Source organism: Cellulomonas sp. Y8 (assembly GCF_008033115.1).
GTDB lineage: Bacteria > Actinomycetota > Actinomycetes > Actinomycetales > Cellulomonadaceae > Cellulomonas.
Genome location: NZ_CP041203.1, coordinates 134128 through 150692 on the forward strand (window position 1 = coordinate 134128; position 16565 = coordinate 150692).

The window sequence follows — 16565 nt, forward strand, 5'->3', positions numbered from 1 at the left end:
CCGGGCTGCCCGGGGATCGCCGGCGGAGCGGCGGGCGGCGCTGCCGGGGCGGGGGGCGCAGCAGCTGCGGGGGGCGCGGCGTAGGTCGCCGCACCTGCCCCGTGCGCCGTGGCCGGGTAGCCCGGCACGGGGGGCGCCGGCGGGGACAGGACGGGGGCCCCGGCCGGCGGCGCGGCCTGCGTCGGCACGGACGCACCGACCGGCGGCGTGAGCGGCGGGACGTACGGCGGGAGGCCCGTCACGGGCACCGTTCCATCGCCGGGGTAGGGCTCGGTCACCGTGGCACCTCTCCGATCGTGTCGCGGCGCACGTCGGCGCCGCCCTGCCCGGTCCCATCGGCCGGGGCGAGCGGTTTCTTGAGCGGTCGCCCCGCGGACCACCCGGTCACGCGACGACCCGCAGGATCTCCTCCACCGACGTCTGCCCCAGCGCGACCTTCTGCCAGCCGTCGTCGCGGAGCGTGATCATGCCCTGCTGCCGCGCGGTGGCGCCGATCTCGGCGGCCGACGCCCGCGCCACGGCCAGACGCTCGATGTCCTCGGTCACCCGCATGACCTCGTGCAGCGCGACGCGCCCCCGGTACCCGGTGCGGGAGCACGCCACGCAGCCGACGGGCCGGAACAGCTCGGGCAGCGGCTCCCCCGGCACCCACGGGAACCGCGCCCCGATGAGCTCGGTCTCGGTCGGGACGTACGGCTCGCAGCACTTGGCGCACAGCCGCCGGGCGAGCCGCTGGGCCACCACCGCGTCGAGCGCGGAGCCGACGAGGAACGGCTCGATGCCCATCTCGGTGAGGCGGGTGATCGCGGACGGCGCGTCGTTGGTGTGCAGGGTCGAGAGCACGAGGTGGCCGGTGAGGGCCGCCTCGATGGCGATCTGCGCGGTCTCGTGGTCGCGGATCTCACCGAGCAGGACGACGTCGGGGTCGGACCGCAGGATGGAGCGCAGCGCGCCCGCGAACGTCAGGCCGGCCTTGGGGTTCACCTGGACCTGGTTGATGCCGGCGAGGCGGTACTCGACCGGGTCCTCGACGGTGATGACGTTGATCTCGGGCTTGGAGACCGCGTTCAGCGTCGCGTACAGGGTGGTCGACTTGCCGGAACCCGTCGGTCCGGTGACGAGGATCATCCCGTACGGCTTGGTGTACGCGTCCTTGTACGACTCGTAGTTGTGCTCGAGGAACGCGAGGTCGCGGAGGTCGAGCGAGGCGGTCGAGTTGTCGAGGATCCGCATGACGATCTTCTCGCCCCACACCGTCGGCAGGGTGGCGACGCGGAGGTCGATCTTGCGGCCGTTGTGGGTGACGGACATGCGGCCGTCCTGGGGCTTGCGGCGCTCCGCGATGTCGATGTCCGACATGATCTTGACGCGCGAGATGACGCCGCCCTGGATCTGCTTGGGCGAACGCTGCATCTCGTGCAGCACGCCGTCGATCCGGTACCGCACGCGCAGGTCGTGCTCGGTGGGCTCGATGTGGATGTCGGACGCCCGGTCGGAGATCGCCTGGGTCACCAGCAGGTTCACGTACCGGACGATCGGGGCGTCGTCCTCGACGGCGTTGCCGATGTTCGACAGGTCGACCTGCGCCTGCTGGGACTGGTGCTCCTCCTCGAACGCGGTGGACAGGTCCTCCATCTCGCCGTCGGCGCGGCAGAACCGCTCGATCGCGCGGCTGAGGTTCTCGTAGGTCGCCACGATCGGCAGGACCGCCATGCCGGACACGGTGCGCACGTCGTCGACGGCGACCACGTTGCCGGGGTCGGCGGTGGCGAGCACGAGCGCGCCGTCCTGGAAGCCGACGGGGAGCACGGTGTACCGCCGGCACAGGGCGGCGGGCACCATCGAGACCGCGGACCGGTCCACCTGATACTCGTCGAGGTCGACGAACGCCATCCCGACCTGCCGCGCCAGCGCGGCCACGAGCTGCCCCTCGGTGAGGACCCCGATCTCGACCAGCGTGCGGCCGAGGGACTGCCCCCGGGCCATCTGCTCGTCCAGCGCGGCCATGAGCTGCGCCTCGCTGACCAGGCCCTCGTCCAGCAGGATCTCGCCGAGCTGCTTCACCCCGTTGCCCTTTCGTCCGGGGCAGGCAGGTGCACCGGCCCCGTAGGACCCATCGGCACGCCGGTGCGGGGAGATGAGGACCCGAGGGCGTCCGGACCGGGCGGGTACCGTCCCGGGCCGGGTGAATCAGCCGGTCAGGCGGTCGCGCCGGGCACGACCGGCGCGCCCGGAGCCTCCGGGGACCCGGGCACCACGCCCAGCGCCGACCCGAGCGCCTCGTCCATCGCGGCGAGCGGCCCGGGCCGCCCGGTCATGAGCCGCACCTGCTCGGCGGCCTGGTGCAGCAGCATCCGCTCCCCCGGCACGGCGACGCCGCCGGCGGCGAGCCAGGCGGCGTGCAGCGCGGTGGGCCGCGGGTCGTAGGCGACGTCGAGCAGCACGGCGCCCGGCCGCAGCGCGGGTCCCTCGCGCAGCGCCGCCGCCAGGTCGTCCGCGGCGCGCGGCGGCAGCGTCGAGACGACGAGGTCGGCCCCGGCCAGCGCAGCGGGCGCGCCGTCGAGCGTCCGGAACGCCGGCTCGACGCCCATGCGGTGCGCGGCGCGGGCGAGCGCGCCCGTGCGGCCCAGCGACCGCGCGAGCACGACCGGCGTGGTGCAGCCGAGCTCGGCGAGGGCGGCGAGGGCGGACGCCGCGGTGGCGCCCGCACCGAGGACGACGGCGGTGCGGGCCGGGGCGCTCTCCCCCGGCGACGCCGCGTCCGCCGCGCCCAGCCCCTCCGACAGCGCCGCGACGATCCCGTGCACGTCGGTGTTGGCGCCGGTGAGCACCGGCCGCCCCGACCCGCCCGCCTGCACCAGCACGGTGTTCACCGCTCCGACGACCGCCGCCAGCGGCTCGACGTGGTCGAGCAGCGGCAGCACGGTCTGCTTGAGCGGCATGGTCAGGCTGAGCCCGGCCCAGCCGGCGTCGAGGTCGCCGACGAACGCCGGCAGCTGCTCCTCGGTCACGTCGACCGCGTCGTAGGCCCAGCCGTCGAGCCCGAGGGCCCGGTAGGCGGCCCGGTGCAGGACCGGGGACAGCGAGTGCGCGATCGGGTGGCCGAGCACCGCGGCGCGGCGCGCGGCACCGGTCACAGGTTCGCCGCCTCCCACTCGCGCAGCTCCGCGACGTACGTCTGGTGCTCGTCGTAGGTCTCGGCGAACTTGGTCTCGCCGGTCTCCGGGTTGACGGTGACCCAGAACAGCCACGGGCCGTCCGCCGGGTTGATGACGGCGTCGATCGACGCCTCGCCCGGGTTGGCGATCGGCGTGGGCGGCAGCCCGACCGAGGTGTACGAGTTGTAGGGGTTGGACGCGTCGTCGAGCTCCGCGCGCGTCGGGGAACGCCCGGTCACGCCGATGCCGTAGAGGACGGTCGCGTCGACCTGGAGCTGCATGTCGCGCTCGAGGCGGTTCTCGATCGCGCGGGCGATCTTCGGCCGGTCCTCGTCGAGCTTGCCCTCGCGCTCGACGATCGACGCCTTGTTGAGCACCGTCTCCCACTGGTCCTGCGCCACGCCCTTGCTCGTGAGCAGCGCCGTGGTCCGCGCGACCATCTGGGACAGCACGCTGGCGGCGCTCGACCCGGGCTCGACCTCGTAGGTCATCGGGAACAGCCAGCCCTCGACGTTGCCGCCCGCCTCGGCGGGCAGCCCGATGGCGGCGGGGTCTGCAGCGGCCGCCTCGAGGTCCTCGACGGTGATGCCGGTGACCTCGTAGACGCGCTGGTAGATCTGCTTCGCCGTGTAGCCCTCGGGGATCGTCACGCGGTTCGACACGCGGTTGGCGGGGTCGAGCAGCGCGGCGACGGCGTCGCTGGCCTTCATCTCGAGCTGCAGGCCGTACGTGCCGGGCTGGATGCCGACCGCGGCGGGGTTGGCGGCGTAGGCGCTCGTGAAGGCGCTCACCGTGGCGACCACGCCCGCGTCGTGCAGCGTCTGCCCGATGGCGCCGCCGGTGTCACCGGACGCGACGGTCACCTGGACCTCGCCGCTGCCGGGGCCCGGGTAGTCCTGCACGGTCTCGTCGGCGCTGCCGCCGCCGGAGAACAGGTCGCCGAACACGCTCCACACGACGAAGCCGGCGCCGCCGACGAGGACCAGCGCGAGCAGGAGCACGACGACGCTGCGGCGCCGCCGGTGCTTCTTCTGCTTCGCGCGCTGCTCCTGCGAGTCGCGGCGCGAGCGGCGCGAGGGCGGGGGTGCCTCGTGGTGCTCCTGCTGCGGAGCACCGAGGAACAGGTCGCTCACTCGGTCGTCCCTTCGGTGTGTCCTGCTCGTCCAGCGTCCTGCTGACCCCCCGGGCGCTCCTCGGCGGGAGGCTCCGGGCGGGTCGCCGTGACCCGCTCGCCGGGCCGGCGGCCCGAGGAGCGCTCCGCGTCGAGCGCGGTCTGCAGGATCACCACCGCGGCCGCCTGGTCGACGACCGCCCGGTGACGACGCCCGGACCGGCCGGACGCGTGCAGCGCCTGATGGGCGGACACCGTGCTCATCCGCTCGTCGACCAACCGCACCGGAACCGGTGCGACGGCCTGCGCCAGCGCACCAGCGTACGCGCGTGCGGCCTGTGCTGCCGAGCCCTCGGTCCCGGAGAGGTGCTTCGGGAGTCCGACGTACACCGCCGCGGCGAACCGCTCGGCCACCTCGGCGACGATCGTGGCGACGTCCGACGGCAGCGCGCCCGGGGCCGGAGGGCGGGGGTCGCGGGGCAGCGTGTCGACCGGCGTGGCCACGAGGCCGTCCGGGTCGCTGGCCGCGAGGCCGACCCGGACGGAGCCGACGTCCACGGCGAGCCGGGCCCCGCGCACGACGGCGTCGGGGTCCGGCGCGCCGGGCGCGTCGGCCTCGTCCGGGGTGGCGCCGGCCACCGGGCTCAGGCCCCCGCCCCGATCGCCTCGCGGATGCCGGCGAGCGCCTCGGGCAGCCGGGCGGCGTCGGCTCCACCGCCCTGCGCCAGGTCGTCCTTGCCGCCGCCACCGCCGCCGAGCAGGCCGGATGCCTTCTTGACCAGGGCGCCCGCGCGGACGCCCTTCTCCCGCGCCGCGGCGTTCGTCGCGACGACGACCACCGGGCGGCCCTTGGCCACGCCGCCGACCGCGACGACGGCCGGCGCGGACTCGCCGAGGCGGGACCGGACGTCGAGCACCAGGGTGCGCAGGTCGTCCGCGGCGACCTCGCCCGCGTCGTGGGTGACCACGCGGGTGCCGTCGATCTCCGCCGCCGAGGACGCCAGCGAGCCGGCGATCGCGAGCACCTGCGCCGCGCGCAGCCCTGCGAGCTCCTTCTCGGACTCCTTGAGCCGGGTCATCAGCGAGGACACCCGGTCGGCGAGCTCGTCGGGGCGCGCCCCGAGCAGGCCGGAGATCTGCCCGACGAGGGCGCGCTCCTTGGCGTGGAAGCCGTACGCGCCGTCGCCGACGAGCGCGTCGACCCGGCGGACGCCGGAGCCGATCGAGGCCTCGCCGAGCAGGGTGACCAGGCCGAGCTCGCCCGACTGCCGCACGTGCGTGCCGCCGCAGAGCTCGCGCGACCAGTCGCCGCCGATCGACACGACGCGCACCTGGTCGCCGTACTTCTCGCCGAACAGCGCCATCGCGCCGAGCGCGCGGGCCTCGGCGATCGGCATGACCGCGTCGGTCACCTCGAGGTTCTCCTGGAGCCGGGTGTTGACCCGCTCCTCGACCTCGGACAGCACGCCCTGCGGCACGGCCTGGCCGGCGCGGAAGTCGAACCGCACGCGGCTGGGCGCGTTCTCGGAGCCCGCCTGGGTCGCCGACGGGCCGAGGGACTCCTGGATGGCCTTGTGCACCATGTGCGTCGCGGTGTGGGCGCGGCTGATCGCGATGCGGCGCGCGGTGTCGATCGACGCGACGCCCGGCTCGTCCAGCGTGACGGTGCCCTCGACCAGGCGGCCGCGGTGGACCGGCAGGCCCTTGACCGGCGCCTGGACGTCGTCGACCTCGATGGTCGCGCCGCCGTCGAGCACGATGGTGCCGTGGTCGGCCAGCTGGCCGCCCATCTCGGCGTAGAACGGCGTGACGTCGAGGACGACCTCGACCTCGGCCGGCGCAGTGGCCGCGGGCGAGGGCTGCCCGTCGACCAGCAGGCCGACGACGCGCGAGCGGGAGGTGCTGCGGTCGTAGCCGACGAACTCGACCGGCTTCGCCCCGGACCCGCTCAGCGTCGCGTGCAGGTCCTGGTACGCCGCGGTGTCGGTGCGGCCCGCGCGCTTGGCCAGCGCGTCCGCCCGGGCGCGGTCGCGCTGCGCCTGCATGAGCGTCCGGAACGCCTTCTCGTCGACGGAGACGCCCTGCTCGGCCGCCATCTCGAGCGTGAGGTCGATCGGGAAGCCGTAGGTGTCGTGCAGCTGGAACGCCTTCTCGCCCGACAGCAGCGGGGCCGCGCTCGGCGTCCCGGTGCCGGTGGACTTCGCCTCGGAGACCGCGAGGTCGAGGATCGAGGTGCCCGAGACCAGGGTGCGCAGGAACGCCTCCTCCTCCGCGTACGCGACCTTGGCGATCCGGTCGAAGTCGCGCGCCAGCTCCGGGTACGACGGCGACATCGCGTCGCGGGACACCGGCAGCAGCGTCGGCAGCGCCGGGGTCTCGACGCCGAGCAGGCGCATCGCGCGGACCGCGCGGCGCAGCAGGCGGCGCAGCACGTAGCCACGGCCCTCGTTCGAGGGCACGACGCCGTCGCCCATGAGCATGAGGCCCGAGCGCACGTGGTCGGCGACGACGCGCATCCGGACGTCGTCCTCGTGGTCCGCGCCGTAGCGGCGGCCGGACAGCTGCTGCGCGGCCTCGATGACCGGGAAGACCTCGTCGATCTCGTACATGTTGTCGACGCCCTGCAGCAGGAACGCGACGCGCTCCAGGCCCATGCCGGTGTCGATGTTCTTCTGCTTGAGCTCGCCGAGGATCGGGAAGTTCTCCTTGCCGCCCCCGTCGCCGCGCTCGTACTGCATGAAGACGAGGTTCCAGATCTCGATGTACCGGTCCTCGTCGACGACCGGGCCGCCCTCGGCGCCGTACTCCGGGCCGCGGTCGACGTAGATCTCCGAGCACGGGCCCGCGGGGCCGCGCGCGCCGGTCGACCAGTAGTTGTCCTTCATGCCGCGGCGCTGGATGCGCTCGTCCGGCAGGCCGGCGATCTTCTTCCAGAGCTCGGCCGCCTCGTCGTCGGTCTCGTAGACCGTGACCCAGATCGTCTCCGGGTCGAACCCGTAGCCGCCCTGGTCCTGCGGAGTGGTGATCAGCTCCCACGCGTGGGTGATCGCCCCCTCCTTGAAGTAGTCGCCGAAGGAGAAGTTGCCGTTCATCTGGAAGAAGGTGCCGTGCCGCGTGGTCTTGCCGACCTCCTCGATGTCGAGGGTGCGCACGCACTTCTGCACGCTCGTCGCGCGCGGCCACGGGGCCGTCTGCTCGCCGAGCATGTACGGGATGAACGGCACCATGCCCGCGATGACGAACAGCGTCGACGGGTCGGGCGAGATCAGCGGGGCGGAGGGCACCACGGCGTGGCCGCGGGCCTCGAAGAAGTCGAGCCAACGCTGGCGGATCTCGGCGGTGCGCATGGTGTCCTCGTCTGGGTCGGGTGGCGGGGGTCGCGGGCCCACGCCCGTTCTCGTGGTTCAGCGTCGCGCGCCGCGGGTGTGTTCCCGCGCGGGCGACGGGGTGCAGCCTAGGGGCCGCGAGGTGCAGGTCAGTAGAACGAGTACGGCAGGTCGCCGTCGCCGTCCGCCGGGTCGTCCGTCGGCTCGTCGGCCCAGCCCTTGCGGGCGCGCGCGGCACGGGCCGCGTCCCGGGCCTCGGGGTCCCGGTGCCAGGCGGGCGGGACGGCGCCGTGCGCGTCGTGCTCGGCCTCGCGGGCCGCGGCGCGGCGCCCGGCGCGCTCGGCGCGGATCGCGTCCACGTCGACGTCGCCGACGAGGTCGTGCCGCAGCTGCGCCTCGCGCTCGGCCATGCCGGTGCGGAACTCGCGGCGGGCGTCGGACAGCGACCGGACGGCGCCGGCCGTGCTGGCGCCCGCGCGGAACGCGGTGCGCGCGGCGCGGGCGGCCGTGGCGGCGGTGGCCCGGGCGGTCCCGGCCGCGCCGGCCGCCGAGCCGTCGGCGTGCGCGGCGTGGCCGGCGGGGGCTCCCGTCAGGTCGTCCAGCAGGCCGAGCCGCTTGGCGCCGGCGACCGCCGCAGCGGCGCCGACCGCGACCCAGAGCAGCCGGCTCATCGCCCGGACCGCCCGCGGCCCAGGCCGGACAGCGCGCGCCGCACGCCGTAGCTGAAGGCCGCGACCTTGATCATCGGGCCGCCGACGGTCGCCGCGAACAGCGACGTCAGCGCGGAGGCGTTCTGCGTGATCTGCGCGGCCGAGGTCGTGATCGCGTCCACCCGCTCGAGCTGGGTGTTCGTGGACGACACCGTGGTGGCCGCCTCGTCCAGGATCGGCACCGTGTGCTCGGTGATCTCCTTGACGGAGGTCCGGGTCTCGTCCAGCACCCGCCCGAGCTTCACCAGCGGCACGGCGAGCGCGCCCACCAGCAGCACGAAGGCGATGGCCGCGATGAGCCCCGCGATGTCTCCCAGCATGGCCAGCCCTTCTGCTCGTGCCGGCACCGCGCCGACGACACCGGAACCCTACCCGGCGTGCGGTGTCGCGCCGGGCGACCGGCCGCGCGTGCGGGCCGGGAACGCCGCGACGCCCCGGCGCCGACCCGTGGGGGCCGGTGCGGGGGCGTCGCGGACCTGCGAGCCGGGTGGCTCAGCGGGCGTAGTACTCGACGACCAGCTGGACGTCGCAGGTCACGGGGACCTCGGCGCGCTTCGGGCGGCGCACCAGCACGGCCGACAGCTTCTCGAGCTGGACGTCCAGGTAGCCCGGGACGGCCGGCAGCACGTCGCGGTGGGCGCCGGCGGCGGCCACCTGGAACGGCACGGTGGTCTGCGACTTGGGCTTGATCTGCAGGGTCTGGCCCTCCTTCACGCGGAAGGACGGACGGTCCACGATCTTGCCGTCGACCAGGATGTGCCGGTGGGTCACGACCTGGCGCGCCTGCAGGATGGTGCGGGCGAAGCCGGCGCGGAGCACCAGCGCGTCGAGACGGGTCTCGAGGTCCTCGACCAGGGCCTCACCGGTCAGGCCCGGGGCCTTGCGGGCGTCCTCGTACGCACGGGCGAGCTGCTTCTCGCGCAGCGCGTACTGGGCGCGCAGCCGCTGCTTCTCGCGCAGACGCACCGCGTAGTCCGACTCGGTGCGGCGGCGGGCGCGGCCGTGCTCGCCGGGCGGGTAGGGGCGCTTCTCGAAGTGCTTGACGGCCTTCGGGGTGAGCGCGAGGCCGAGGGCGCGCGAGAGGCGCACCTGGCGACGCGCACGCGTCACGTTGCTCATGTGGTTCTTCCTGTCGTTTCTCGTACGGCACACCCGTGCCCGGCGAACCCGGGCGGGGCGTGGGGCCGACCTCCGTGCGTCCGTACGAGGCGGACGCGGCTAGGACCCCAGGCGGCCGTCCGGCTGACCCACCGGGAGGACCCGGGGTGCGGACGACCGTGCAACTCTACCGGGTGCGGGTCGCTGGGCCTAATGCGGTGCGGTCGGGGGCGCCGTCAGCGGTCCTGCGGGGGCGGTGCCTGGTCCAGCACCGACCGGATCCGGCCCAGCCGCTCGCCCACCTGCCGCTCGTACCCGTTCTCCGTGGGGCTGTAGTACCGCGTGCCGACGAGGTCGTCCGGGAGGTACTGCTGCGCGGCGATCCCGTGCGGGTGGTCGTGCGCGTACAGGTAGCCCTTCCCGTGCCCCAGCTGCTTGGCGCCGGCGTAGTGCGCGTCCCGGAGGTGCGCGGGCACCGACCCGAGCCGGCCCGCCTGCACGTCGGCGAGGGCGGCGTTGATCCCGTTGTAGGCGGCGTTCGACTTCGGGGCCGTCGCCAGGTGCACGACGGCCTCGGCCAGGATGATCCGCGCCTCGGGCATGCCGATGAGCTGCACGGCCTGCGCCGCGGCGACCGCGGTCTGCAGCGCGCTCGGGTCGGCCATGCCCACGTCCTCGGACGCCGAGATGACGATCCGGCGCGCGATGAACCGCGGGTCCTCCCCCGCCGCGATCATCCGGGCCAGGTAGTGCAGGGACGCGTCGACGTCGGAGCCGCGCACCGACTTGATGAACGCGCTGATGACGTCGTAGTGCTGGTCCCCGTCCCGGTCGTACCGGACCGCGGCGACGTCGATCGCGCGCTCGGTGGTCGCCAGGTCGACGACCGCCGCGGCGTCCGCGTCGTCGCCGAGGTCGACGTCCGGGTCCGCCAGCCGGGTCTCCCGGTCGGCCAGCGCGGCGCCCGCGGCCGCCTCGAGGATCGTCAGCGCCTTGCGGGCGTCGCCGCCGGACAGCCGGAGCAGGTGGTCCTCGGCGTCGTCGGTGAGCACGACCGCGCCGCCCAGGCCGCGCTCGTCCTCGACGGCCCGTCGGATCAGCGCCCGGACGTCGTCGGTCTCGAGCGGCTTGAGGGTCAGCAGCAGCGAGCGGGACAGCAGCGGGGAGTTCACCGAGAAGCTCGGGTTCTCCGTCGTCGCCGCGACGAGCGTCACCCAGCGGTTCTCCACGCTCGGCAGCAGCGCGTCCTGCTGGGCCTTGGTGAACCGGTGCACCTCGTCGATGAACAGCACCGTCTCCGAGCCGTCCGACGCCAGCCGGCGCCGGGCGTCGTCGACGACCTGCCGCACGTCCTTCACGCCCGCCGTGACGGCCGACAGCTCGACGAACCGGCGGCCGGACGTGGTGGCGACCAGGTAGGCGAGCGTCGTCTTGCCCGTGCCGGGCGGGCCCCAGAGCACGACCGACGACGGCGCCGCCCGCCGCGCGGTCGCGTCGCCGGGCTCGACCAGCCGCCGGAGCGGCGAGCCCGGCACCAGCAGGTGCTCCTGCCCGGCGACCTCCGCCAGGCTGCGCGGGCGCATGCGCACCGCCAGCGGCGCCCCCGCCGACGGGGCGGGCGTGCCCTGCGCCGAGGTGGTCACCGCGTCGAACAGATCCATGCCCACGAGCCTACGGGCGCCGTCCCACACGCCGCGCCGTGGGACGGATGGGACCGGTGGTGCGCGAGAGGCGTCCGGCCTGCGATGCTGGCCCGCGTGTTCGAGAGCCTCGGCCGCCTGGTCGCCCGCCACCCCCGCCTCACGGTGCTCGTCTGGGCCGTCGTGGCCGCGGGCTGCTTCGCGGTGGCGCTCGTCGGCGTCGGCGGGCAGAACCTGTTCGACCGGCTGAGCACCGGCGAGCCCGTGGTCCCCGGCTCCGACAGCGCGCGGGCGAGCGAGCTGCTCGCGGCCTCGAGCACGTCCGGTGCCTCGCTGAGCCTCGTGGTGCAGGGCGTGGACCCCGCGACCGAGGGGCTGGCGGAGGCGCTGGCGCCGGCGCGCGAGGACGTCGCGGCCGTCGACGGGGTGATCTCGGTCATCGACCCGTTCGTGCTGCCCGACGGACCCGCCAACCCGGCGGCGGCGCCGCTGCTCGCGCAGGACGGCGACGGGTTCCTCCTGGTCGCCGAGCTGGACCCCGAGCTGTCCGACGACGCGGAGTCCGCGGCGCTGCGCGACCTGCAGGAACGGCTCGCCGACGTCCCGGACGCGCTGCACGGGGTCGCCCCGGACGCGACCGGCCTGGTCGGCGGCACCTCGCTCATCGTGTCGGCGATCACGGACCAGGTGGAGCAGGACCTCACCACCGGCGAGGCCATCGCCCTGCCGGTCGCGCTGCTCATCATGGTGCTGGTGTTCGGCGGGTTCCTCGCCGCGGCGATGCCGCTGGCCGGCGCCATCGCCTCGATCGCCGGCGGCCTCGGGTCGTTGGTCGCGCTGTCGTACGTGATGGACGACCTCGAGTCGTCGGTCGTGAACGTCGTCACCGTGCTCGGCCTCGGCCTGTCGATCGACTACGGCCTGCTGATCGTGTCCCGGTTCCGCGAGGAGCTGGGCAAGACCCTGGGCGACGACGAGGGCCGGTCCGCGCGGCGGCGGCGCGGTGACGGCGCGGTGGTCGGCGCGCTGCTCACCACCATGTCGACCGCGGGGCGCACCGTCGCGTTCTCCGCCCTCACGGTGGCCATCTCGATCGCGGGCCTGCTGGTGTTCCGCCAGGACATCCTCCGGGCGTTCGGCGCGGGCTCGGTCGCCGTCATCGTGTTCGCGGTCGCCACCGCGCTGACCCTCGTGCCCGCCCTGCTGGTGCTGGCCGGGCGGCGGCTCGCGCGGCCCAGCGTGCTGTCCCGGGTGCCCGGCGTGCGCGCCGTGCTCGCCCGGACCGCCGACGTCGAGCACGAGGAGGGCGTGTTCTCCCGGCTCGCCGCGCGCGTGCAGCGGCGCCCGTGGTGGGTGATGGGCGGCTCGCTCGCGGTGCTGCTCGTCCTCGCGACCCCGCTCCTGCACCTCGAGCTGCGCAACTCGACGACCGAGCTGCTCCCCCGGTCCAGCCCGCAGCGCGAGTACGTCCAGGTGCTCGCCGAGCAGTACCCGGCGTCCTCGTCGGCCGCGGTGCCGGTGGTCGCGCAGACGTCCGTCGCCGACGCGCAGGCGGCCCTGCCGGAGATCGAGGCCCTCGACGGCGTCGCGTCCGTCGACGCGCCGGTCGCGCGCGGGTCGGTCGTCGTGATCGGCGTGCGCCCCGAGTCCACCGACCCCGGCGGTGCCGACGCCCAGGCGGTCGTCCACGAGCTGCGCGACCTCGACCTGCCGTTCGACACGTGGGTCGGCGGCCAGGCGGCGAACCAGATCGACTTCACCGACGCGCTCGTCGACCGGGCGCCGTGGGCGCTCGGCATCGTCGCCGTCGCGACCCTGGTGCTGCTGTTCCTCATGACCGGCTCGGTGCTCGTGCCGGTCAAGGCGCTGCTGACCAACGTCGTGTCGCTGTGCGCGTCCCTCGGCGTCCTGGTCTGGGTGTTCCAGGACGGGCACCTGTCCGGGCTGCTGCAGTTCGACCCGACCGGCGGCATCGAGACCTACGTGCTGGCGCTCGTCATCGCGTTCGCGTTCGGCCTCGCCATGGACTACGAGGTGTTCCTGCTCTCCCGGATCAAGGAGCTGCACGACGCCGGCGCGCCCAACGACGTGGCCGTCCGGCTCGGGCTGCAGCGCTCCGGGCGCGTCATCACCTCCGCCGCGGCCATCATCATCGCGGTGTTCGCGGGCTTCGTCGCCGGCGAGCTGCTGGTGATCAAGGAGGTCGGCTTCTCGCTGGCGGTGGCCGTGCTGATCGACGCGACCCTGGTCCGGCTGCTGCTGGTGCCCGCGACGATGACGGTGCTCGGCGACCTGAACTGGTGGGCCCCGGCGCCGCTGCGCCGCCTGCACGCCCGCCTGGCGATCACGCACTGACGGCGGCGGGCGCGCGCCGCGCCCGGTCCGCCGCGCCCGCGAGCGAGTAGCCGGCACGTCGAGCGAGCATCCGACGACTACTCGCTCGACGTGTCGGTTACCCGCTCGGCGATGGCCCGCGCGCGGGGGCGGGGGCGTCAGGCGCCGCGGGCGCGCAGGGTCGTCAGGCGGTGCACGGTGCGCAGGCCCAGGCGGTGGTAGATCCGCCGGGCGCCGTGGTTGTCGTCCCACATGCCCAGCGACACCCAGTCCGCGCCGTCGGCGAGGAGCGCCCGCACCCGCGCCGGCCGTCAGCGCCGCCCCGAGCCCCTGGCCGCGCTCCCCCGGCCGGACGCCGAGCCCGTGGAGGTGCGCCGACCCCCGCCCGCCGACCCGGCCTGCACGGGGTCCGGCGCCGATGACCCCGCCGAGCCGCCCGGAGTCGTCCAGCGCACCCCACCAGCGCTCGCCCGGGCCGGCGGGGTCGGCGTCGGTCGTCGGGTTGGCGTCCGCGAGGCAGGCGCGGATCGCGGCGGCGTCGGCGCGCGGGTCGAGCTCGCGCACCCGGGACTCGGCGGCGACGGGCGCGGGCGACTCCTCCGTGACGAGCCACTCCCAGCCGGTGCGGTTCGGGGCGAGGCGGAGCGCGGCCACCTCGGCGGCGTGCAGCAGGCCGAACGCCTCGGTGTCCACCCAGGCGAACCGGTGCCCCGTGCGGGCGTGGGCGCGCAGCAGCGCCGCGACGGGCTCGGCCGGGCCGACCGCCAGCAGCATCGTCGCCCCGGGGCCGTGACCCGGCTCGCCCGCGTCCGCGGCGGCGCGCCGCACGAGCAGCATCGCGTCGCCGTCGGCGTGCACCTCGGCGGGGTGCCAGCCGCGGCGCTCGTCCAGCAGGAACGGGTCGCGCGCCCAGCGCTCCGGCAGCGCGAGCGGCCCGGCCGCCCCGGCGGACGCGGGCGACCCGGCCGATCCGGCGGGCGCGGGCGACCCGGCCGACCCCGTGGACGCCGACGCCCCGGCCCACCCGGCGGACGCCGACGCCCCGGCAGACGCGGGGCCCGAGGACAGCCCCGCCGCCCCCGGCACGGCCGACAGCCCCGGCGCGGTGCGCGCGCCGGGGCCGTCAGGGTGCTGCGGGGTGCCGTCGGCCGGGTCGCCGACGCGCGTCACCGCTGCGCGGCCGCCGAGGCGTCCGCGACCGGGGTCTCGGCGGGCGTGCCCTGGGGCGCGAGGTCGGACGCCTTCGGCTTCGCGTCGACGCCCGCCTCCTTGCGCTGCTGCGGGGTGATCGGGGCCGGGGCGCCGGTCAGCGGGTCGTAGCCGCCGCCCGACTTCGGGAACGCGATGACGTCGCGGATGGACTCCGAGCCGGTCAGCAGCGCCACGACGCGGTCCCAGCCGAGCGCGATGCCGCCGTGCGGCGGGGCGCCGAACTGGAAGGCGTCGAGCAGCCAGCCGAACTTCTCGCGGGCCTCCTCCTCGCCGATGCCCATGACGGCGAAGACGCGCTCCTGGACGTCCCGGCGGTGGATACGGATCGAACCGCCGCCGATCTCGTTGCCGTTGCAGACGATGTCGTAGGCGTAGGCCAGGGCCTCGCCCGGGGACTCCTCGAAGCGGTCGACCCACTCCGGCGTCGGCGACGTGAAGGCGTGGTGCACGGCGGTCCACGCGCCCTCGCCGACGGCCACGTCGTCGTCCTCGCCGGTGGGCTTGAACAGCGGCGCGTCGACCACCCACACGAACGACCAGGCCGACTCGTCGATCAGGTCGGCGCGGCGGCCGATCTCCAGGCGCGCGGCGCCCAGCAGCGCACGCGCCTCGGCGGGCTTGCCGGCGGCGAAGAACACCGCGTCGCCCGGCTGCGCGCCGACGGCGGCCGCGAGGCCCTCGCGCTCGGCGTCGGTGATGTTCTTGGCGACCGGCCCGCCGAGGGTGCCGTCCCCGCCGACCGTGACGTACGCGAGGCCCTTGGCGCCGCGCTGCTTGGCCCACTCCTGCCAGGCGTCGAAGCCGCGGCGGGGCGTCGAGGCGCCGCCGGGCTGGACGACCGCACCGACGTAGGGCGCCTGGAACACCCGGAACGGGGTCTCGGTGAAGTACTCGGTGAGCTCGACCAGCTCCAGGCCGAACCGCAGGTCCGGCTTGTCGGTGCCGTACTTCGCCATCGCGTCGGCGTAGGTCATGCGCGCGATCGGGGTGGGGATCTCGTGGTCGATGAGGCCCCAGAGCGCGACGAGGATCTGCTCGCCGAGCGCGATGACGTCCTCCTGGTCGACGAACGACATCTCGACGTCGAGCTGGGTGAACTCCGGCTGCCGGTCGGCGCGGAAGTCCTCGTCCCGGTAGCAGCGGGCGATCTGGTAGTACCGCTCCATGCCGCCGACCATGAGCAGCTGCTTGAACAGCTGCGGCGACTGCGGCAGGGCGTACCAGGAGCCCGGCGCCAGGCGGGCCGGCACCAGGAAGTCGCGCGCGCCCTCGGGGGTCGAGTGGGTCAGCGTCGGGGTCTCGACCTCGACGAACTCGTGCGCCTCCAGAACGCGGCGCGCCGCCTGGCTGGCCCGGGACCGCATCCGCAGGGCCTTCGCGGGGGCGGGCCGGCGCAGGTCGAGGTAGCGGTAGCGCAGGCGCGCCTCCTCGCCCACCGGCTCGTCGAGGGAGGACGACACCTGGAACGGCAGCGGCGCGGACTCGTTGAGGACGACCACCTCCTCGGCGGTCACCTCGACCTCGCCCGTCGCCAGGTGCGCGTTCTCGTTGCCCTCCGGGCGGCGGCCGACCGTGCCGGTCACCTGGAGCACGTACTCGGCGCGCAGGCCGTGCGCGACGGCCTCGTCCCGGATGACGACCTGGGCGATGCCCGAGGCGTCCCGGAGGTCCACGAAGGCGACCCCACCGTGATCGCGCCGGCGATCCACCCACCCGGTCAGGGTGACGGTGGTGCCGATGTGCTCGGCCCGCAGCGAGCCGGCGGTGTGGGTGCGCAGCACGAGGAGTCCTCTCCGGTGTCGGGGTGCTGCCCGTCCGAGCAGCCCGGCGAGTCTACTGCCGACCGACCCGGCGCCGTCGCGGGGATACTCCCTCGTGGGGCGCGGCGCCGTCCTCCCGGGCGCTCGTCGCGACCCCGGCCCGCCCGTGGCCGGGCCGCCGGCGGACCGGCTCGTCGCGGCCCTGGTCCGCCGGTG

The 16565-nt window shown here is 75.2% G+C and carries 12 protein-coding genes; 1 reads left to right on the top strand and 11 read right to left on the bottom strand.

What is annotated here, in order from left to right:
* Positions 1–384: 384 nt before the first annotated feature.
* The 9 genes from FKM96_RS00650 to FKM96_RS00690 all read right to left on the bottom strand — a co-directional run bounded on the left by FKM96_RS00650 (position 385) and on the right by FKM96_RS00690 (position 11064).
* Positions 385–2064 carry a GspE/PulE family protein gene (locus tag FKM96_RS00650; RefSeq protein WP_147793631.1) on the bottom strand — a complete coding sequence of 560 codons (1680 nt, stop codon included), beginning with the start codon at positions 2062–2064 and terminating at the stop codon, positions 385–387.
* A gap of 134 nt (positions 2065–2198) precedes the next feature.
* Positions 2199–3137: a shikimate dehydrogenase gene (locus FKM96_RS00655; RefSeq protein WP_147793632.1), complete on the bottom strand. Its 939-nt coding sequence runs from the start codon at positions 3135–3137 to the stop codon at positions 2199–2201.
* Positions 3134–4291: an endolytic transglycosylase MltG gene (gene mltG, locus FKM96_RS00660; protein ID WP_246855114.1), complete on the bottom strand. Its 1158-nt coding sequence runs from the start codon at positions 4289–4291 to the stop codon at positions 3134–3136. Before mltG ends, FKM96_RS00655 begins: the two co-directional genes overlap by 4 nt.
* Entirely contained in the window at positions 4288–4908 is a 621-nt protein-coding gene (ruvX, locus tag FKM96_RS00665) for a Holliday junction resolvase RuvX (RefSeq protein WP_147793633.1), read from the bottom strand. The genes mltG and ruvX overlap by 4 nt, the downstream gene beginning before the upstream one ends.
* A 5-nt stretch (positions 4909–4913) precedes the next feature.
* Entirely contained in the window at positions 4914–7616 is a 2703-nt protein-coding gene (gene alaS, locus FKM96_RS00670) for an alanine--tRNA ligase (RefSeq protein WP_147793634.1), read from the bottom strand.
* Between the two features lie 128 nt (positions 7617–7744).
* On the bottom strand, positions 7745–8266 hold the full coding sequence (locus FKM96_RS00675) for a hypothetical protein (RefSeq protein WP_147793635.1): 522 nt from the start codon (positions 8264–8266) through the stop codon (positions 7745–7747).
* Positions 8263–8625, bottom strand: a complete 363-nt coding sequence (locus tag FKM96_RS00680; protein ID WP_147793636.1) for a DUF948 domain-containing protein — start codon at positions 8623–8625, stop codon at positions 8263–8265. Before FKM96_RS00680 ends, FKM96_RS00675 begins: the two co-directional genes overlap by 4 nt.
* Positions 8626–8797: 172 nt before the next feature.
* Positions 8798–9424 carry a 30S ribosomal protein S4 gene (rpsD, locus tag FKM96_RS00685; RefSeq protein WP_147793637.1) on the bottom strand — a complete coding sequence of 209 codons (627 nt, stop codon included), beginning with the start codon at positions 9422–9424 and terminating at the stop codon, positions 8798–8800.
* Positions 9425–9639: 215 nt separating this feature from the next.
* Positions 9640–11064, bottom strand: a complete 1425-nt coding sequence (locus FKM96_RS00690; RefSeq protein WP_147793638.1) for a replication-associated recombination protein A — start codon at positions 11062–11064, stop codon at positions 9640–9642.
* An 84-nt stretch (positions 11065–11148) separates the two neighbouring features.
* Here FKM96_RS00690 and FKM96_RS00695 point away from each other — a divergent pair, with 84 nt between their 5' ends.
* Positions 11149–13398 carry an MMPL family transporter gene (locus tag FKM96_RS00695; protein WP_168216828.1) on the top strand — a complete coding sequence of 750 codons (2250 nt, stop codon included), beginning with the start codon at positions 11149–11151 and terminating at the stop codon, positions 13396–13398.
* A gap of 137 nt (positions 13399–13535) precedes the next feature.
* Here FKM96_RS00695 and FKM96_RS20440 read toward each other — a convergent pair whose 3' ends face one another.
* Both FKM96_RS20440 and aspS read right to left on the bottom strand, forming a co-directional pair.
* Positions 13536–13676, bottom strand: coding sequence for a GNAT family N-acetyltransferase (locus tag FKM96_RS20440; RefSeq protein ID WP_168216829.1), 141 nt, complete (start codon positions 13674–13676; stop codon positions 13536–13538).
* Between the two features lie 867 nt (positions 13677–14543).
* Positions 14544–16370 (bottom strand): aspartate--tRNA ligase, encoded by a 1827-nt coding sequence (gene aspS, locus FKM96_RS00700; RefSeq protein ID WP_147793639.1) that lies wholly within the window; start codon positions 16368–16370, stop codon positions 14544–14546.
* Between the last annotated feature and the right edge of the window lie 195 nt (positions 16371–16565).

What these genes read in the sequence shown, in the direction of transcription:
- alaS (WP_147793634.1), bottom strand. Translation starts at nt 7,616, where the DNA reads ATGCGCACCGCCGAGATCCGCCAGCGTTGGCTCGACTTCTTCGAGGCC.
- FKM96_RS00675 (WP_147793635.1), bottom strand. Translation starts at nt 8,266, where the DNA reads ATGAGCCGGCTGCTCTGGGTCGCGGTCGGCGCCGCTGCGGCGGTCGCC.
- FKM96_RS00680 (WP_147793636.1), bottom strand. Translation starts at nt 8,625, where the DNA reads ATGCTGGGAGACATCGCGGGGCTCATCGCGGCCATCGCCTTCGTGCTG.
- rpsD (WP_147793637.1), bottom strand. Translation starts at nt 9,424, where the DNA reads ATGAGCAACGTGACGCGTGCGCGTCGCCAGGTGCGCCTCTCGCGCGCC.
- FKM96_RS00690 (WP_147793638.1), bottom strand. Translation starts at nt 11,064, where the DNA reads ATGGATCTGTTCGACGCGGTGACCACCTCGGCGCAGGGCACGCCCGCC.
- FKM96_RS00695 (WP_168216828.1), top strand. Translation starts at nt 11,149, where the DNA reads ATGCTGGCCCGCGTGTTCGAGAGCCTCGGCCGCCTGGTCGCCCGCCAC.